The sequence below is a fragment of the Streptomyces sp. NPDC057950 genome (assembly GCF_042887295.1).
Lineage (GTDB): Bacteria > Actinomycetota > Actinomycetes > Streptomycetales > Streptomycetaceae > Streptomyces > Streptomyces kaempferi.
Genome location: NZ_JBHVPP010000014.1, coordinates 104,221 through 120,741, shown reverse-complemented (window position 1 = coordinate 120,741; position 16,521 = coordinate 104,221). Strand labels below are relative to the sequence as shown.

The window sequence follows — 16,521 nt, the reverse complement described above, 5'->3', positions numbered from 1 at the left end:
TGGGCCTCCTACGCCGCGACGAGATACGAGAAGACGGACTCGAGGGACTCGTCGGACGGCGAGACCGTGAGCAGTCGGATGCCGTGTTCGCGTGCGACGCGCGGCAGCAGGGTGGTGAACCGGCCGAAGTCGACCGCCTGGACGCGGAGCGCGCCCTCGGCCAGGTCCACCTCGATGCCCGATGTCGACGGGTCGGCGATCAGCGCGGCGGCCAGCGTCCGGTCGTCGCTGGAGCGGACGAGGTAGCGGTGCGGGCGGTCGGTCATCAGCCGTCGGATGCGCCGGAAGTCGCCGCTCGCCGCGTGCCGGCCGGCGACGATCACCTCGATGTGGGCGGCGAGCTGCTCGACCTCTTCGAGGATGTGGGACGAGAACAGCACCGTGCGGCCCTCGTCCCCCATGCGGCGCAGCAGGTCCATGAGCTGCATGCGCTGGCGCGGGTCCATGCCGTTGAAGGGCTCGTCGAGCAGCAGCAGGGACGGTTCGTGGACGAGGGCGGAGGCCATCTTCACGCGCTGCCGCATGCCCTTGGAGTACGTCGAGATCTTGCGGTCCTGCGCGTACTCCATCTCGACGGTCGCGAGGGCCCGTTGGGCGGCCTTCGCGCCGAGCCCGTGGAGTTCGGCGTTGGCGACGACGAACTCGCGTCCGGTGAGGAAGTCGTACATCGCCTCGCGTTCGGGGACGATGCCGATGTGCTTGTAGATCTCCTCGTTGCGCCAGACCTGTCGGCCGTCGAGGGTGACGGTGCCCGTGGAGGGGGCGAGGAAGCCGCCCATCATGTTGATGAGGGTGGACTTCCCGGCGCCGTTCGGGCCGAGCAGGCCGGTGACGCCGGGGCCGATCGTCATCGTGATGTCGTTGACCGCCACCACGTTGCCGAACCAGCGGGAGACGTGGTCGATGTTGAGCGTGGTCACAGCCCGACCTTTCGGTAGCGGCGCATCAGGAGGCCGTAGCAGCCGGCGATGAGGCCCAGGACGACGACGAGGTAGACGACACCCTGACCGGCCGAGGGGCCCTCCCCGCCGGGGAAGGCGGAGGTGGCGCCGAGGAAGGCCGTCTGCACACCGTCGATGAGGGTGATCGGCGAGAAGAGACCGAGCCACGGGACCGCTCCCGTGCTGGACTGGTTGAAGGCGATCGCCTGGACGGTGGAGACCGCCCCGTAGGAGATGGTCAGGGCGGCGATGACGGCCGCGATGCCGAAGCCGCGGCGCGGGGTGATCGCCGAGATCACCAGGCCGATGCCGGCGAAGAGCACCGAGAGCAGTGCGACCGAGACCAGTCCCTGTCCGAAGCCCTTGGACTGGTCGGCGAAGTCGAGCTTCGCCAGCAGTGCCCCTACGTAGAGCACGATCAGCGGCGCGGCGGTGAGCACGAACAGCGCCGATGCGAGCGCCGCGTACTTGGCGCGTACGTAGTCGACGGTCTCGATGGGACGCGAGAAGTACAGCGGTACGGTCTTGAAGCGCAGGTCGCGCGAGACGGACTGCGGTCCCTGGGAGGCGACGTACAGGCCGATGACGGCCTGCATGATGATCGCGTAGCGGGTGTAGTCGACGGGCAGGTCCTTCGCCTTGGTGGCGACCGCGACCGCCACCATGATGAGCGCGGGCACGCACATCACCACGAAGAGCAGCATCGGCAGCACCTTGGACTTGACCGAGCGACCGAGTCCGTAGGAGCCGCGCAGCGACTGCGAGTACAGGGAGCGGCGGGCGTACGCGCGGCCCAGGCGGGGGCCGTCGTAGTGGCGGTAGCCGATGTTGTGGATCCGGGTCTGCTCGCCGTTCTGGGCGAGGGGCTGCTCAACCGCCATGGCCGACCGCCTCCTTCCGCTGCTCGTCGCTCTGCGTGCCGCTGTCCTTGAAGACCTCGGCGATGTGGTGCCTGCGCTGCTCCATGCGGACCAGGCCGAGGCCGAGGTCGGCGACGACGTCGCGGACGAGGTCGTAGGTGTCCTCCCCCTCGGCGGTCAGCAGCAGGACGTGTCCCGCGCCGGGCAGCCCGCTGCCGTCGTGCGTCTCCACCCCGCGCGCCTGGAGCACGTCGCGCACCGCGCGGGTGCCGTCCGGGTGCTCGTCGGTGTCGGTGACCTCGATGGCGAGGGTCGTCGTGTTCTGGGTGAAGTCCGTGGTGGAGCTGGACCGCAGCAGTTTGCCGCCGTCGACGACCACGACGTGGTCGCAGGTCCGCTCCAGTTCGCCCAGCAGATGGGAGGTGACCAGGACCGAGATCCCGAAGTCGGTGTGGATACGGCGGATCAGGCCGAGCATCTCGTCGCGGCCGACCGGGTCGAGGCCGTTGGTCGGCTCGTCGAGGAACACCAGCTGGGGGTCGTGGACGAGGGCCTGCGCGAGCTTGACGCGCTGCTTCATGCCCGTCGAGTAGCCACCGATGGGGCGGTAGCGCTCCTCGTAGAGGCCGACGTGGCGCAGGGTGTCCGCGGTGCGTTCGCGTGCGGCGGCGGGCGGGAGACCGGACATGCGCGCCATGTGCACGACGAACTCGGTGGCCGAGACGTCGGGAGGCAGGCAGTCGTGCTCCGGCATGTACCCGACCCGCTCACGGATGGCGCCGCCCTCGGTGGCGACGTCCAGGCCGAGCACCCGGGCGCTGCCCTCGGTGGCGGGGGAGAGACCCAGGAGGATCTTGATCAGTGTGGACTTGCCGGCTCCGTTGGCTCCGACGAGTCCGGTCACACCGGGTCCGACGTCCACGGAGAGCCGGTCAAGAGCGGTCACCCGTGGGTACCGCTTGCTCAGGCTTTCGGTCGCGATCACAGTCACGTTGTCGAAGGTAGTGGCGCACACCACAGGGGTCGTCAACCCGTGGAGCTGTATCGGCGTCCGTCTCGGGTCGTACGAGCCCGTAGGGGTCCCCCTGAGGTCGAACAACCGATGGGTGTGTTGTCCACATCGGGCCGGTCGTCCACAGGCGTCAGACGGTCCTATTGACCCGGCCTCTAACAACTGTCACATTCACCAGTGTCAAGTTACGGGCACGTACCGCAGTCGACGGGGACAAGGTGGGACGGTGGCATGACGACGGCAGTGGCGGGCGGGCTCTCGGCGGAGCTGCGGGGGTTCCGGGAGGTCCAGCGCCTCGCTTACGACTGCGCGGAAGCGGTCGCCGCGCAGCTGAGACCGGGCGTGACCGAGCGCGAGGCGGCGCGCATGCAGCGCGACTGGCTGCGCGAGCGCGGGGTGCGTGACTGGTTCCATCTGCCCTTCGCCTGGTTCGGGGACCGTACGGCGTTCGTGGGCTTCCGCGTCCCGCTGCAGTTCTTCCCCACCGGGCGGCGTCTGGAGCCGGGGATGCCGTTCATCCTCGATCTGGCCCCGGTCCACGGGGGTTTCACGGCAGACATCGGATACTCCGGCTCACTGGGTCTCAACCCCCTGCAGGACAGGCTGCTCGCCGACCTGGAGGCGCACCGCGAGCTGATCCTGCGCGAGGTCCGCGAGCGCAGACCGCTGCGCGAGATCTACCAGGACGTGGACCGGCTCATGGTCCGCCAGGGATACGCGAACCGGCACCGCGCGTACCCGTTCGGGGTGATCGCGCACAAGGTCGACCGGGTGAGGGAGCGCTCCTGGTCGCCCCGGCTGTTCGGATTCGGCGCGCAGTCCCTGAAGGGGCTCGCGGGCGACGCGCTCCACGGACACCGCGACGGCTGGTCGCCGCTGTGGTCGCCGTACCGGTTCTCCGACCATCCGCCCCGACCGGGGCTGTGGGCGGTCGAACCGCACCTCGGTTTCCGGGGCACGGGTGCGAAGTTCGAGGAGATCCTGGTCGTCACCGACTCCAGGGATCCGGAGCAGAGCGCCTTCTGGCTGGACGACGATCTGCCGCACGTGCGGCGCTGGGCGGAGGAGAAGTGAGTCTCGACGGGGCGCGCGAGCGCCGGGTGCGGACGGGCGGGATCGAGCTGTGCGTCGCCGAGCTGGGTGACCCGGCACAGCCCACGGTGGTGCTCGTGCACGGCTATCCGGACTCGAAGGAGGTGTGGTCCGAGGTCGCGTCGCGCCTCGCCGAGCGCTTTCACGTCGTGCTGTACGACGTCCGCGGACACGGCGCGTCGACGGCCCCGCGGCCGCTGCGGGGCGGGTTCACGCTGGAGAAGCTGACGGACGACTTCCTGGCGGTCGTGGACGCGGTCAGCCCGGACCGCCCGGTGCACCTGGTGGGGCACGACTGGGGTTCGGTGCAGTCCTGGGAGTTCGTCACGGTCGCGCGCACGGAGGGTCGGATCGCCTCCTTCACCTCGATGTCGGGGCCGTCCCTGGACCACTTCGGGCACTGGATCGAGCAGCGGGTCAGGCGCCCCACTCCGCGCAGGGTGGGCCAGCTCCTCGGCCAGGGCGCGAAGTCCTGGTACGTGTACCTGCTGCACACCCCGGTGCTGCCCGAGCTCGCCTGGCGCGGTCCTCTCGGCAGGCGGTGGCCGGAGATCCTGCGGCGGATCGAGCGGGTGCCCCCGGGCGACTACCCGACCCCGTCACTGCCCGCGGACGCGGCGCACGGCGCCTGGCTGTACCGCGACAACGTCCGGGCCCGGCTGAGCCACCCGCGCCCGGACGCCTACGCGCATGTGCCCGTCCAGCTCATCACGCCGCTGGGGGACGCGTTCCTCTCCGAGAGGCTCTACGACGAGCTGGAGCGGTGGGCCCCGGAGCTGGTGCGCCGCACACTCCCGGCCAAGCACTGGATTCCGCGGACCCGGCCCGATCAGGTGGCCGCCTGGATCACGGAGTTCGTGCACACCAACGAGGACGGGGTGCCCGTGCGGGACACCGTGGCCACCGGCAGGTACGCGGAGCGCTTCGGCGGGCAGCTGGTGCTGGTCACCGGCGCGGGCAGCGGCATCGGCCGGGCCACCGCGTTCGCGTTCGCCGAGGCCGGCGCGCGTGTGGTGGCCGTCGACCGGGACGCCGAGGGCGCCGCGCGCACGGCCGAGATGTCCCGGCTGATCGGCTCCCCGGACGCCTGGGCCGAGACGGTCGACGTCTCGGACGAGCAGGCCATGGAGAAGCTCGCCGAGAAGGTCGCCGGCGAGTACGGCGTGGTGGACGTGCTGGTGAACAACGCGGGGATCGGACTGTCGGGATCCTTCTTCGACACGACCCCGGAGGACTGGAAGAAGGTCCTCGACGCCAACCTGTGGGGCGTCATCCACGGTTGCCGGCTCTTCGGGAGGCAGATGGCCGAGCGTGGCCAGGGCGGTCACATCGTCAACACCGCGTCGGCGGCGGCGTACCAGCCCTCGAAGGCGCTGCCCGCCTACAGCACCTCCAAGGCGGCCGTCCTGATGCTCAGCGAGTGCCTGCGCGCGGAGCTGGCCGGCCAGGGCATCGGGGTGTCCGCGATCTGCCCCGGCTTCGTCAACACGAACATCACCTCGACCGCGCACTTCGCGGGGGTCGACGCCACCGAGGAGAAGCGCCGGCGGAAGAGGGCGGCGCGGCTCTACGGACTGCGCAACTATCCGCCGGAGAAGGTGGCCGACGCGATCCTGCGCGCGGTGGTCCGCAACCAGGCGGTCGTTCCCGTCACCCCGGAGGCGCGCGGCGCCCGCCTGATGGCCCGGTTCACTCCGAGGGCGCTGCGCGCGGTCGCGCGAATGGAGCCGCCGCTGTGAGCGGGCGGCACACGATCACCCCGCGCCGGCTCTCCTTCGACTGGGAGCGGACCCCGCTGCACTGGATACCGGACGAGCCGACCGCCACCCACGTCATCAACGTGCTGCACCTGCTGCTGCCGGCCGGGGAGCGGTGGTTCGTGAAGGTCCTCAAGGAGGGGCTGCCGCTGATCGGGGACCCCGAACTCCTGCGGGACGTGAAGGGGTTCATGGGGCAGGAGGCGACGCACAGCGTGCAGCACGCCTACGTGCTCGACCATCTGGCGGCCCAGCATCTCGCCACGGGGGACTTCACCCGGCACGTCGACTTCCTCTTCGAGAAGGTGCTCGGTGAGCGCCCGCCCCTGGGCGTGCCGCTGCCCGGCCGGGAGTGGCTGCGCTTGCGGCTGTCGGTGGTCGCCGCGATCGAGCAGTTCACGGCGGTGCTCGGTGACTGGGTGCTGGCCGCCGAGGGCCTGGACCGCGCCGGGTCCGACGAGGTCATGCTCGACCTGCTGCGCTGGCACGGCGCGGAGGAGGTCGAGCACCGCGCGGTCGCCTTCGACATGTACCAGCACTGCGGCGGCGAGGGCCTGCCCCGATATGCCCGCCGGATCGCGGGCATGGCGGTCACCGCGCCGATGATGCTCTACCTCTGGGCATGGGGCGCCGCCTATCTCGTACGTCACGACCCACAGCTCGCGGGGCGGGCGCGGTATTCGCTCGCGGCCCACAACAGGGCCGTGCGCAAAGGTCTGTTGCCCTCCTGGAAGGAGCTCGGCGCGGCCGTACCGCGCTATCTGCGGCGGTCGTACCATCCCTCGCAGGAGGGCTCGCTGCGCAGGGCCGCCGAGTATCTGGCGCAGTCGCCCGCGGCGCGGGCGGCGGCGGGGGCGATCGGGCGCGCGGCCGCCTCGTGACGGCCCGGGAGGCCGGGAAGGCAGGGAGCGGTGAGCGACGAGCCGGTCGGTGCCGTGTACCGCATCGAGGACCTGGCGCACCACAGCGGCGCCACGGTCCGGACGATCCGTGCCTACCAGGACCGCGGACTGCTCCCCCGCCCCGAGCGGCGGGGCCGCGCCAACGTGTACGCGGACGCGCATCTGGCCAGGCTGCGGCAGATCGCCGACCTCCTGGACCGCGGCTACACCCTGGCGTCCATCAAGGAGCTCCTGGAGGCGTGGGACACGGGCCGGGGTCTGGGCGGCATCCTCGGGCTGGTCGCGGAGGTCGACGGGCCGTGGACCGACGAGCGGGCGGTACGGATCTCCCGGGCCGAGCTGGACGAGCGTTTCGGGGGCAGGCCGGACGACGCGGCGGTGGCGGACGCCGTGGAGCTGGGTGTGCTGGAGCGGGTGCCCGGCAGCGCGGACTCGTTCCTCGTGCCGAGTCCCCAGGAGCTGTCCGTGGCGGTCGAGTTGTACGCGGCGGGAGTTCCGCTGTCCGCGATCTCCGGCCATCTGCGGGAGTTGAGGGTCAAGGTCGAGCACATCGCTGCGCGTTTCCTGGAGTTCACGACCGAGCACGTCTTCGCGCGCTATCTGGGTGAGCACCCGCCGACCGACGCCGGGACGGCCGAGGCGGCCTCGCTCGTACGTCGGCTGCGGCCGCTCGCGCAGCAGACCGTGGACGCCGAACTGGCCCGTGCCATGCGCCTGTTCGCCACCCGGCGACTGCGTGAACACTTCGACCCGGAGCATCCCCTGGAGCAGCGCGAGGAGACGCGCCCCGTGGAGTTGCCGGCCGCCACAACGCGGGCCGTGGAGCGCTTGGTCGGGACGGAACAGGTCGCGGCCTTCGTCACGGCGGCGGCCGAACGGGAGCTTCGGGCAAGGACTTTGGACCAACTCGCCGCAAATCACGTCGCAAGTGGCATGGTTGACGAAACACCGTAAACGGACGCTCAGTTGTCCACAGATTCGTCAATTCCCCTGTGGATAACCACACTTGGCTGTGGATCAAACCTCCGAACCAAAATCAAATGCGTGATCAGTGTCTCGCCAGGCACCCTGGTCGGATGAATGAAGAGATGAAGGTAGGAATGGATGAAAGACGCACCGTGAAGGTGTCGAAGTACCTCTCGAAGCATCTGCGGCATCAGCCCGAGCGGATCGGGCTCACGCTCGGCGAGGGGGGCTGGGTCGAGATCGACACGCTGATCACGGCGGCCGCGTCGCACGGATTCCGCTTCAGCCGCGCGGAGCTCGACCACGTGGTGGCCACGAACGACAAACGGCGCTTCGCCGTGGAGGGCACCCGCATCCGCGCCAGCCAGGGCCACTCCGTCGAGGTCGACCTGGGGCTGCCCGTCGCGACCCCGCCGTCGCACCTCTACCACGGGACGGTGGCGCGCAGCCTGGACGCGATCCGCGCCGAGGGCCTGCGGCCCATGAACCGGCACGACGTCCACCTGTCGCCGGACCGGGAGACCGCCACCCGGGTCGGCGCCCGCCGCGGCCGCCCGGTCGTGCTCGGCGTGGACGCCGGCGCCATGCACCGCGACGGCCATGTCTTCCGGGTCAGCGCGAACGGGGTGTGGCTCACCGAGGCCGTACCCCCGGCGTATCTGCGGTTCCCCGGCCCGCACTGAGAGGGGACCGCCCCCGGAGTGATCGCACGACGGCGGTCACCACCACCCCCTCCGGCCGGCCACGCGACCTCGGTCCGCTCTCGTCCGCCCGGCACGCGCCCGGCCCCACGGCACACCGGCCGCCCGCACCTCCACGGCTATACTCACGGCCGCATTCGACATGGTGAGAGGAAGTCCAGGTGACGGGTCCGACTGCGCTGAACTCGGTGATCGACGGCAAGGAGGTCCCCGGAAGCGGTGTCACCTACGCCTCCCGCAACCCGGCGCGGCTGAGCGACATGGTCGCCGAGGTCGGGCTGGCCGACGCGGGACAGCTGCGGGACGCCTGTGCGACGGCCCGGCGGGCACAGCGCGAGTGGGCGCGGGTACCCGCCCCGGTGCGCGGACAAGTGGTGGGGGCGTTCGGCCGACTCGTGGAGGCGAACAAGGAGAGCCTCGCCCGACTGGTCACCCGCGAGGTGGGCAAGCCGTACGCCGAGGCCCTGGGCGAGGTCCAGGAGATCATCGACACCTGTGACTTCTTCCTCGGCGAGGGCCGGCGCCTGTACGGGCAGACAGTTCCGTCCGAGATGCCCGACAAGCAGCTGTTCACCTACCGGATGCCCGTCGGGGTGGCGGTCATCGTGACCGCGGGGAACTTCCCGGTGGCGGTTCCGGCCTGGTACCTGGCCCCGGCCCTGCTGTGCGGCAACGCGGTCGTGTGGAAGCCCGCCGAGTACGCCGCGGCGACCGCGCGCGCCCTGGCCGAACTCGCCTGGCGGGCGGGTGTGCCGGCCGGAGTCCTCAACCTGGTCTACGCCGACGGCGAGACGACGTTCGAGGGGCTGGGCACCGCGCTGGAGGACGGCCTGGTGGACAAGGTCGGGTTCACGGGCTCGACCCTGGTCGGCCGGCGGATCGGTGAGCTGTGCGGCCGTCACCTGCAGACCCCGTGCCTCGAACTGGGCGGCAAGAACCCGATGGTCATCGCGCCCGACGCGGATCTGGACCTGGCCGTGGAGGCCGCGCTGTTCTCCGGGTACGGCACGGCGGGGCAGCGCTGCACCTCGCTGGGCACCGTCATCGCGCACGAAGAGGTGCACGACGAGTTCCTGCGCCGGTTCGCTGAGGCGGTGCGGGACGCACCGGTGGGTGACCCCGCGTCCTCCGCCGTCGTCTACGGCCCGCTGCTGGACGAGAAGTTCGCGCACTCCTACGAGACCGCGCTGAGCTGGATCGACGCCCACCACACGGTGCTCGGTTCGAGCGCCGTCGGCAGAATCACGGCCGAGTCGCCCAGGGCGGGGTTCGTCGGTGACCCGTCGGACGGCCTGTACTACCACCCGGTGCTGGTGGACGGTGTCCGCCCCACGGACAAGATCTTCCTGGAGGAGACGTTCGGTCCCCTCGTCGGGGTCACGACCTACCGGACGCTCGACGAGGCGATCGAGCTCGCCAACGCTCCGGGCTACGGACTCTCCGCCGCGGTCTGGACCCGTGACCCGGCCACCGCGTTCCGCTTCCGGCAGGGGATCGGCGCCGGGATGATCAGCGTGAACAACTCCACCTCCGGTGCCGAGGCCCACCTCCCGTTCGGAGGGAACGGCAAGTCCGGGAACGGAAGTCGCCAGTCCGGTGTCTGGGTCCTCGACCAGTTCACCCGGTGGCAGTCGGTGAACTGGGACTTCTCCGGCACCCTGCAGAAGGCGCAGATGGACGTGACGACCGTCGAGTCCGACCTGGACTACCGACTGCCGGCCGCTTGGACCGACGAGGCCTGAGAATGCCTTCGGCGCCGACGGCGGTGATCGTGACCACCTCCGTCGGCGCCACAGCGGCACCCGACCCGTTCAGGACCGGTGGTCCGCCCAGGTGCGCTGGACGACCGTCCTCGCGTGGCCCATCGTCCAGTCCGGCAGGGCCGCCAGGGCCCGGTCGGCGTCCTTCCCGGTCCGCAGGAACACCTGGTCGACCTGGATCTTGACGGGACCCGAGCGTTCGACGGTCACCGTGTGGCCGTCGAAGCGGCCGACGACGTCGACCACCGCCTCGCCGCCCTCGAAGGGCCGGCCGCCGACGGAGAGGCCGGGGCCGGTCACCGTGACCCTGACCAGCTCCGCACGGTTCGCGCCGATGGCGATCCGGACGGGGGCGGTCGGACCGGCGGTGTCGAAGGAGACGGTCCCCTCCGGCACGGACACCTTGCGCGCGGCGAGCCCGCCGTCGCGGACCCGCAGCCCGGTGTCGTGTGCGACCTGGCCGACGATGCCCAGCTTCTGCGGGGTGAGGTAGTCGCGGCCCTCCAGCACGATCCGCGCGCCCTGTCCGTCGGTCTGCTCCTGGAAGAGGCTCACCAGCTTGGGGTGCGCGCTGTCGTACGGCGAGATGAGGCCGACGACCAGCAGCCCGCAGGCGGTGAACGCCGCCAGGACGAGGCCGGAGCGGCGCGGCGGCCGGCCGGCGTGCACGGCGAACGGCGCGAGAATCAGCGCCAGCGGGACCCCGACCAGGGCACAGGCCACGGCGACGGCCGCGTCCATGGGGACGGCGGTCGGCAGCCGGCCCATCATCGGCACCGCCAGCTCGAACAGGTTCCGGGCGAACTGGGCGATCAGCACGAACAGCACGAACGTGCCCACCAGCAGCGGCACCGCCCGCCAGCGGCCGGGCAGCAGCAGGAATCCGCCGATCGACACGACCAGCAGGGCGGAGGCGATCCACAGCAGGTAGCCGAGTCCGACACCGCACCAGGCGGTGAGCGCGCCGAGGACGACGACCGCCCAGGTGTTGCCCAGCAGGGCGGCGCGGGCCCCCGGCCGCCGGCCGCCGTCCGGGGTACGGCGACGGCGCCTGCGCTCCAGCAGCAGTTGGGGGGCCAGCGCGCCGAGAACGATGAGGGGCAGCGTCACCAGGTAGACCAGCCACGGGTGCGCGAACCAGGCGTGCGGGCCCGCCAAGGACTGGGCCACGCCCACCACGACGCCCGTGAGCACGGCCGCCGGGAGGCCCAGCAGGGCGGCACCCGCGGTGGCGGCCACCCCGCCGGGCCGGATGTCCCAGACCCGGCAGGCACGCCAGGTCAGCCCGGCCAGGGCCAGCAGCAGGGCGAGCATGCCGGCCTTCGTGAGCAGCGGGTCGAGGGTCACCCACCACCGCGAGAGCACGTCGAAGTAGTAGGGGGCGGGCTTCCGGTCGCTCAGGTCGGCGGACCCGGTCACGTCGGAGGCGAACCGGACGGTCAGGTCGGTGACCGCCTGCGCCGAACCGGAGCCGATCCCGGCGACCCGGTCGTCCGGCGTGTGGTACCGGTAGCCGTCCTCGAAGAGGGCGTAGTCGAGGCCCGACCAGCCCCGGGCGCGCCACACCCGGCTGTCGGTGTCGGAGTTGATGAGGCCCGCCTGGAACAGCCACTGGCCCAGGACCGAGCCGTAGGGCCGCGCGGTGTCGCCCGCCAGGTCGACCAGCCCGCCGTCGTCCTTGCCGGCCTGGAACAGGATCGGCAGTCCGCCCGACCCGACGGCCTCCAGGTTGAGGAACCAGCGGACGTGCGACGCCCACGGGTGCCTGGTGAACGCGTCCGCCCCGGTGAGGCCGACCTCCTCGCCGCCGTTGAACAGGTAGATGACCGTGCGGTGGTGATCCTGTCCGGCCAGTTGCCGAGCGGCCTGGAGCACCGCGCCGACGTTGATGCCGTCGTCGGCGGCGCCGGGCCCTTCCATCGCCGAGTCGACGTGGACGTTGACCAGCAGGGCGTCGTCGGTGTCGCCCCGCTGGCGGGCGATCACGTTCTCGACGCCGTAGTCGACGGCGCGGTCGTGGAAGCGGTACGAGCCCGAGGCGCGCTGGCGTTCCACCTCCAGGCCCGGAATCGCCTTCAGGTCGCGGGAGACGAGGTCCAGCGCGCCGGCGAGCTGGGGGCTCGCGGCGACGTGCGTGCCGAAGCCCTCCAGCTGCCGGGCGGTGGCCAGCGCCCCCCGGCCGGCCTCCCGGTCGGGGGACGGGCGGGTCGCCCAGTACGCCAGCGAGAAGGACAGGGCCAGGAGCAGGACCAGGACCCCCCAGGTGCGGACGAACCGCCTGGTGTCGGGCCTGGAGGGCCCCGCGCCCACCGCACGCGGTACGGACGACGGCGCGTTCACCGCACGCGGCCGGGACTTCAGCATGCTCACCGCACAGACCTTTCCCTGGTCATTCTCCGGTCCTCCCCATGTCCCGCAGCCACGAGCGCAGTTCACGCTCGACCGTCCGCGGGTGTTCGAGCGTGAGGGCGTGCGCGGCGTCCGGGACCCTTACGAGCGAGGCCTGCGGGCAGGCGCGCTCCAGCTCCTGGGCCATGGCCCGCATGCCGACGGTGTCCGCGTCGCCCACCAGCACCCGGACCGGGCAGCCGAGCTCCGCCAGGCGGCCGGCCGCGGGCTCGGTCTTCACGAAGTCCGGGGTGTCGCGCTGCTGGGCGTAGTTGAGCCGCGACATCTCGGCGACCGCCTCGCGTACGGCAGCGCGCGCGGGCACCGGTTCACGGCCCGGCCCGTCGACGAACAGCCGTACCTCGTGCGCGATGAGTTCCTCGACCGACCAGGCGTCCTCGGCCGCCTCGATCGCGTCGAACAGCGGGCGTTCGTCGTCCGTGACCGGGGTGTCGAAACCCGAGATGTCGGGCGCGAGCAGAAACAGCCCGTCGACCCGCTCGGGATGGGCCAGCGCGAAGTCGATCGCCAGCCGCGCCCCCCGCGACTCCCCCACCAGAACCGCGGACTCGAGTCCGTAGGCGTCCAGTACGTTCCCGAGATCGGCGAGGTCGGAGAACTCGCCGTCCAGCGTCGTCGTGGACCGGCCGAAGCAGCGGCAGTCATAGGCGACGCCGAACACCTCGTCGTCCAGCGCCCGCATCAGCGGGGACCACATCTGCGCGTGGGCTATGCCGGAATGGACCAGGACGACGGCGGGGTTGCCCGGTGTGCCGATGTTGTCGGCCCGGAGCGACCCGCCGGGGACTGTGATGGTGCGCGTTTCCATGTTTCTCCTCCGATCGACTGCAGATGGCAGCCGACCACGAATTCGGCGACTTCTTCGACATGGCTCAGCAGGTACATGTGACCGCCCTGCCACATCCGGGTCGGACAGCCGCCCTGGGACTGCTCCGCCCAGGCCGCGAGGCCCTCGGCGGGCACTCCGGGGTCGTCGGTGCCCCCCAGGGCGAACACCCGCGCCGAGAGCCTCGCGCCCTCCCGGTACCGATAGCCCATCGCCATCCGGTAGTCGGCGCGGATGCCCGGCATGACGAGCTCCAACAGCTCGGGCTGCTGGAAGAACGACGCCGGCGTCGCACCGTGCGCGCGAAGGCCGTCGAGGATCTCGGCGTCCGTGGGCGCGGGCCTGGGGGGCAGGGTCTGCGGCGCCGGCATCCCGGAGGCGACCAGGCAGCGGACCGGGAGCGAGCGCCGTTGGAGCCGACGGGACAGTTCGAACGCGACCAGCGCGCCGAAACTGTGCCCGAACAGGCTGGTCGGCCGCTCGTCCGCGGACAGCTCGTCGGCCAGGGTGCCGACGAGCAGCTCCATGTCCTCCACGGGCGCCTCGAGCATCCGCTGTTCGCGGGCGGGCAGCGAGGGTGCCCACAGCTCCACCTCGGAGGGGAGCCATCTGGTCCAGCTCTCGTAGACCGTCCCGTTGCCGCCCGCGTAGGGCAGGCAGACGATCCGGCTGGTTCCGTCACCGGCGCTGAGCCGTCTGAGCCATGTCATGACGAGTGGTCAGCCCCGCACGCGGCGCGGACGCATGTCGGTCCACACCGTCTCTATGTGGTCCAGGCATTCGTCCTTGCTGCGGGCCGGTCCGTCGGCCAGCCAGCCGGCCGGCAGCTCGCGGTCGCTGCGCCAGATCGAGTACTGCTCCTCGTCGTTGACGACGACGACGTATCCGGTCTCTGCGGTGGTCACGGTCATTGCGTTACCTCTTCGAGTGTCAGGGGTGCGGTGAGGATGGGTTCGGAAGCCGTCGGCAGCCGTCGGCTGAAGATCCCGAAGGCGGTGCTGATCGCGATGCAGGAGAGCGCGATCACGGCCAGGGTCACGGAGCCGGAGGTCGCCTCCAGGGCGATGCCGGCCACCAGAACGGACAGGGGTTTCAGGCTGAACGCCGCGACCTGCGCGGTCGTGGTCACCCGGCCGAGGAGTTCGTCCGGGGTGAGCCGCGCCCGGAGGGTGCTGTAGAGGATCGCGGAGAGGGACTCTCCCCCGCCCGCGAGCAGGACGACGCCGAGGGCCAGCGGCAGCGACGCGGTGCCGCTCAGGACGAGCAGCCCGACGCCGCCGAGGACCGTGCCGGCGCACATCACCGCGATGGACGCCTCCTTGATCCGGGAGGCGAGCACGGCGCCGGCGATCGCGCCGACCGCGTAGACCGCGATGATCGACCCGAGGACGCCGGGCGACCAGCCGAGATCCTCACGGATGAAGTACGTGGCACAGATGATGACCGGCGAGGTGAAGAACGTGATCGCCGCCCAGTAGAGCAACGCCGCCCGCAGCAGCCGGTGCCCGGCGATGAACCGGAAGCCCTCCAGGACCTGCCCGCGCATCGGAACGGGCGCATGCTCCCGCGGGGCCTGCAGCGGGCGGCGGATCAGCATCAGGGTGGCCGCCGACGCCGCGAAGGTCAGCGCGTCGGCCCCCAGGGTGCCGGCTCCGCCCACGCCCGTCACCAGCAGACCTGCCAGCGCCGGCCCGACGATGTAGCCGAGCGCGTTGCCGATCGACAGCAGCGAGTTGGCCTCGCCGAGCCGTTCCCGGCCGACCAGCGACGGCACGCAGGACAGGCACGCCGCCTCGAAGACGGCGAACAGCGCGCCGACCGGCACGGCGATCGCGTACAGCACCGGCAGTACGGGCACGCCGAGCACCGCGGCCAGCGGGACCGCGCCGACCAGCAGCGTGCGTCCGACGTCCGCCCAGAGCATCATCCGCCGCCGGTCGAAGCGGTCGGCCCAGGCGCCCGCGGCGACGCCCAGCACCACCATGGGCAGCGCCGACAGCATGGCGATCAGGCCCATGTGCAGTCCGGAACCGGTGAGGGCCAGGACCAGCAGCGGAAGGGCGGTCTTGCTCAGCGCGTCGCCGAGTGCCGAGGCGCCCTGCCCGCCCGCGAACAGCAGGAAGTCGCGGTCCTTCAGCAGGTGGGGGCCCACGGGGGCGGAGGTGCTCGCAGGGGTGCTCACCGTCAGGCCCAGTCGTCCCAGTCCTTGGCGCCGGTCACGTTGCGCAGACCGCCCTGGGACTTGAAGTACATCTGGGCCAGGTAGCGCTCGGGGATGCAGGTCAGCCAGCCGAGGGCGTTGTCCTCTCCGACGATCTGGTGGCTGTAGGAGATCGAGGTGTCCATGGCCTCGATGGCGTGCCAGTAGCCGCTGGGGACGTACAGCGTCTCGCCCGGGTGCAGGACGGTCTCCTCCACGACCACGTCACGGAAGCGCGGGTGGCGCGTCAGGTCGGGGCGGCGGTAGTCGACCTGCGCCATGCCGAACTGGCGGCGGAACGAGCGCGGGTACAGCTTCTCGTGCTGGTCGGGGGAGACGAAGTAGCAGCGCTTGCGGCCGACGACCTGGCTGAGGTAGGCCGCGGTCTGCATGCCGTCGCTGTGGAAGGGAGTGACGGTGCCCTTGCTGCCGACGAACATCACCGCCGCGACGCGCGAGGACACGGTCGCCCGTGGAGCGGGCTTGTCGCTGCCGCGGTTGAGGAAGGTCTTGGCGAGGTACAGCCCGAGCAGCCTGGCCGGGTTGGCCGTGCCGGTCCTCCAGTCCGCCTTGAAGCGGATGTCGGCCCAGTTCGGCGCCAGGTCGGGGAGGTCGTAGTCCTCCGCGAGCCGCGGGTAGTGCTCCAGCATCCGGTGGACGGGGTAGGCGCGCAGGTAGAAGGCGCGGCCGGGGTCGGTGTTCTTCTCTATCTCGTCGAGCAGGGCGGCCAGCTTCATTCCGCGGAAGCCGCCGACGTTGCCGAGGATCAGCTCGTTGTCGAGCCGCTGGAGGTTGGCGTGGATGTCCAGGTCGCCGAGGTGCTCGCGGAAGTAGTCCAGGTTCCAGCGCTCCATGGCCGGCCAGGAGTCCATCAGGCCGGTGATGACGGCGGGCTTGCGCTTGTAGACGTACTCGCGCTTGAACTCCTCGGGGGAGGGCGCGTGGATCCGGTCGATCGCGTCGGTCCTCACCGTGGCCTCGGAGAAGATCGTGCCGGCGACGGTCGCGTCCTGCTCGGCCGGGTTGATGGTCATGACGGTTCCTGTTCCTCTGTCCTGTGGGATGGGGATGTCGGGAGTGTCGGGAGGGTGGGCG

The 16,521-nt window shown here is 71.2% G+C and carries 15 protein-coding genes; 6 read left to right on the top strand and 9 right to left on the bottom strand.

Annotation, left to right across the window (positions count from 1 at the left end):
* Positions 1-8: 8 nt before the first annotated feature.
* Genes ACFVTC_RS23375 through ACFVTC_RS23365 form a run of 3 tightly spaced genes read right to left on the bottom strand, consistent with a single transcriptional unit; the run spans position 9 to position 2,786 of the window.
* On the bottom strand, positions 9-920 hold the full coding sequence (locus ACFVTC_RS23375; RefSeq protein WP_168528977.1) for an ABC transporter ATP-binding protein: 912 nt from the start codon (positions 918-920) through the stop codon (positions 9-11).
* The gene (locus ACFVTC_RS23370) at positions 917-1,822 is read right to left on the bottom strand and encodes an ABC transporter permease (RefSeq protein ID WP_168528978.1); all 906 of its coding nucleotides are present in this window, start codon (positions 1,820-1,822) and stop codon (positions 917-919) included. The genes ACFVTC_RS23375 and ACFVTC_RS23370 overlap by 4 nt, the downstream gene beginning before the upstream one ends.
* A complete protein-coding gene (locus tag ACFVTC_RS23365; protein WP_390130167.1) occupies positions 1,812-2,786 on the bottom strand; it encodes an ABC transporter ATP-binding protein in 975 nt (324 codons plus the stop codon). The genes ACFVTC_RS23370 and ACFVTC_RS23365 overlap by 11 nt, the downstream gene beginning before the upstream one ends.
* A gap of 258 nt (positions 2,787-3,044) precedes the next feature.
* Here ACFVTC_RS23365 and ACFVTC_RS23360 point away from each other — a divergent pair, with 258 nt between their 5' ends.
* The 6 genes from ACFVTC_RS23360 (at position 3,045) to ACFVTC_RS23335 (ending at position 9,973) form a co-directional block, all read left to right on the top strand.
* Positions 3,045-3,887 carry a M24 family metallopeptidase gene (locus tag ACFVTC_RS23360; RefSeq protein WP_390129957.1) on the top strand — a complete coding sequence of 281 codons (843 nt, stop codon included), beginning with the start codon at positions 3,045-3,047 and terminating at the stop codon, positions 3,885-3,887.
* The gene (locus ACFVTC_RS23355; protein ID WP_390129955.1) at positions 3,884-5,644 is read left to right on the top strand and encodes an SDR family oxidoreductase; all 1,761 of its coding nucleotides are present in this window, start codon (positions 3,884-3,886) and stop codon (positions 5,642-5,644) included. The genes ACFVTC_RS23360 and ACFVTC_RS23355 overlap by 4 nt, the downstream gene beginning before the upstream one ends.
* Entirely contained in the window at positions 5,641-6,543 is a 903-nt protein-coding gene (locus ACFVTC_RS23350) for a metal-dependent hydrolase (RefSeq protein WP_390129953.1), read from the top strand. The genes ACFVTC_RS23355 and ACFVTC_RS23350 overlap by 4 nt, the downstream gene beginning before the upstream one ends.
* Positions 6,544-6,573: 30 nt before the next feature.
* Entirely contained in the window at positions 6,574-7,518 is a 945-nt protein-coding gene (locus tag ACFVTC_RS23345; RefSeq protein ID WP_390129951.1) for a MerR family transcriptional regulator, read from the top strand.
* A gap of 146 nt (positions 7,519-7,664) precedes the next feature.
* Positions 7,665-8,213, top strand: a complete 549-nt coding sequence (locus ACFVTC_RS23340) for an RNA 2'-phosphotransferase (RefSeq protein WP_390129950.1) — start codon at positions 7,665-7,667, stop codon at positions 8,211-8,213.
* 179 nt (positions 8,214-8,392) lie between these two features.
* A complete protein-coding gene (locus tag ACFVTC_RS23335; RefSeq protein WP_390129948.1) occupies positions 8,393-9,973 on the top strand; it encodes an aldehyde dehydrogenase family protein in 1,581 nt (526 codons plus the stop codon).
* 69 nt (positions 9,974-10,042) lie between these two features.
* Here ACFVTC_RS23335 and ACFVTC_RS23330 read toward each other — a convergent pair whose 3' ends face one another.
* From ACFVTC_RS23330 to ACFVTC_RS23305, 6 genes are read right to left on the bottom strand one after another with little or no spacing between them, the layout of a single operon-like run.
* Positions 10,043-12,355: a M28 family peptidase gene (locus ACFVTC_RS23330; protein ID WP_390130165.1), complete on the bottom strand. Its 2,313-nt coding sequence runs from the start codon at positions 12,353-12,355 to the stop codon at positions 10,043-10,045.
* Between the two features lie 25 nt (positions 12,356-12,380).
* The gene (locus ACFVTC_RS23325; RefSeq protein ID WP_390129947.1) at positions 12,381-13,208 is read right to left on the bottom strand and encodes an alpha/beta fold hydrolase; all 828 of its coding nucleotides are present in this window, start codon (positions 13,206-13,208) and stop codon (positions 12,381-12,383) included.
* Positions 13,109-13,936, bottom strand: coding sequence for a thioesterase II family protein (locus ACFVTC_RS23320; protein WP_390129946.1), 828 nt, complete (start codon positions 13,934-13,936; stop codon positions 13,109-13,111). The genes ACFVTC_RS23325 and ACFVTC_RS23320 overlap by 100 nt, the downstream gene beginning before the upstream one ends.
* A 9-nt stretch (positions 13,937-13,945) precedes the next feature.
* Positions 13,946-14,137 (bottom strand): MbtH family protein, encoded by a 192-nt coding sequence (locus tag ACFVTC_RS23315; protein ID WP_390129944.1) that lies wholly within the window; start codon positions 14,135-14,137, stop codon positions 13,946-13,948.
* Complete coding sequence (locus ACFVTC_RS23310) at positions 14,134-15,408, bottom strand: MFS transporter (protein WP_390129942.1); 1,275 nt, start codon at positions 15,406-15,408, stop codon at positions 14,134-14,136. Before ACFVTC_RS23310 ends, ACFVTC_RS23315 begins: the two co-directional genes overlap by 4 nt.
* 2 nt (positions 15,409-15,410) lie before the next feature.
* Complete coding sequence (locus ACFVTC_RS23305) at positions 15,411-16,460, bottom strand: cupin-like domain-containing protein (RefSeq protein WP_390129940.1); 1,050 nt, start codon at positions 16,458-16,460, stop codon at positions 15,411-15,413.
* Between the last annotated feature and the right edge of the window lie 61 nt (positions 16,461-16,521).

Bases quoted from the DNA above. Each gene is read 5' to 3' on its own strand.
- ACFVTC_RS23370 (WP_168528978.1), bottom strand. From the start codon at position 1,822: ATGGCGGTTGAGCAGCCCCTCGCCCAGAACGGCGAGCAGACCCGGATC.
- ACFVTC_RS23360 (WP_390129957.1), top strand. From the start codon at position 3,045: ATGACGACGGCAGTGGCGGGCGGGCTCTCGGCGGAGCTGCGGGGGTTC.
- ACFVTC_RS23340 (WP_390129950.1), top strand. From the start codon at position 7,665: ATGGATGAAAGACGCACCGTGAAGGTGTCGAAGTACCTCTCGAAGCAT.
- ACFVTC_RS23330 (WP_390130165.1), bottom strand. From the start codon at position 12,355: ATGCTGAAGTCCCGGCCGCGTGCGGTGAACGCGCCGTCGTCCGTACCG.
- ACFVTC_RS23325 (WP_390129947.1), bottom strand. From the start codon at position 13,208: ATGGAAACGCGCACCATCACAGTCCCCGGCGGGTCGCTCCGGGCCGAC.
- ACFVTC_RS23320 (WP_390129946.1), bottom strand. From the start codon at position 13,936: ATGACATGGCTCAGACGGCTCAGCGCCGGTGACGGAACCAGCCGGATC.
- ACFVTC_RS23315 (WP_390129944.1), bottom strand. From the start codon at position 14,137: ATGACCGTGACCACCGCAGAGACCGGATACGTCGTCGTCGTCAACGAC.
- ACFVTC_RS23305 (WP_390129940.1), bottom strand. From the start codon at position 16,460: ATGACCATCAACCCGGCCGAGCAGGACGCGACCGTCGCCGGCACGATC.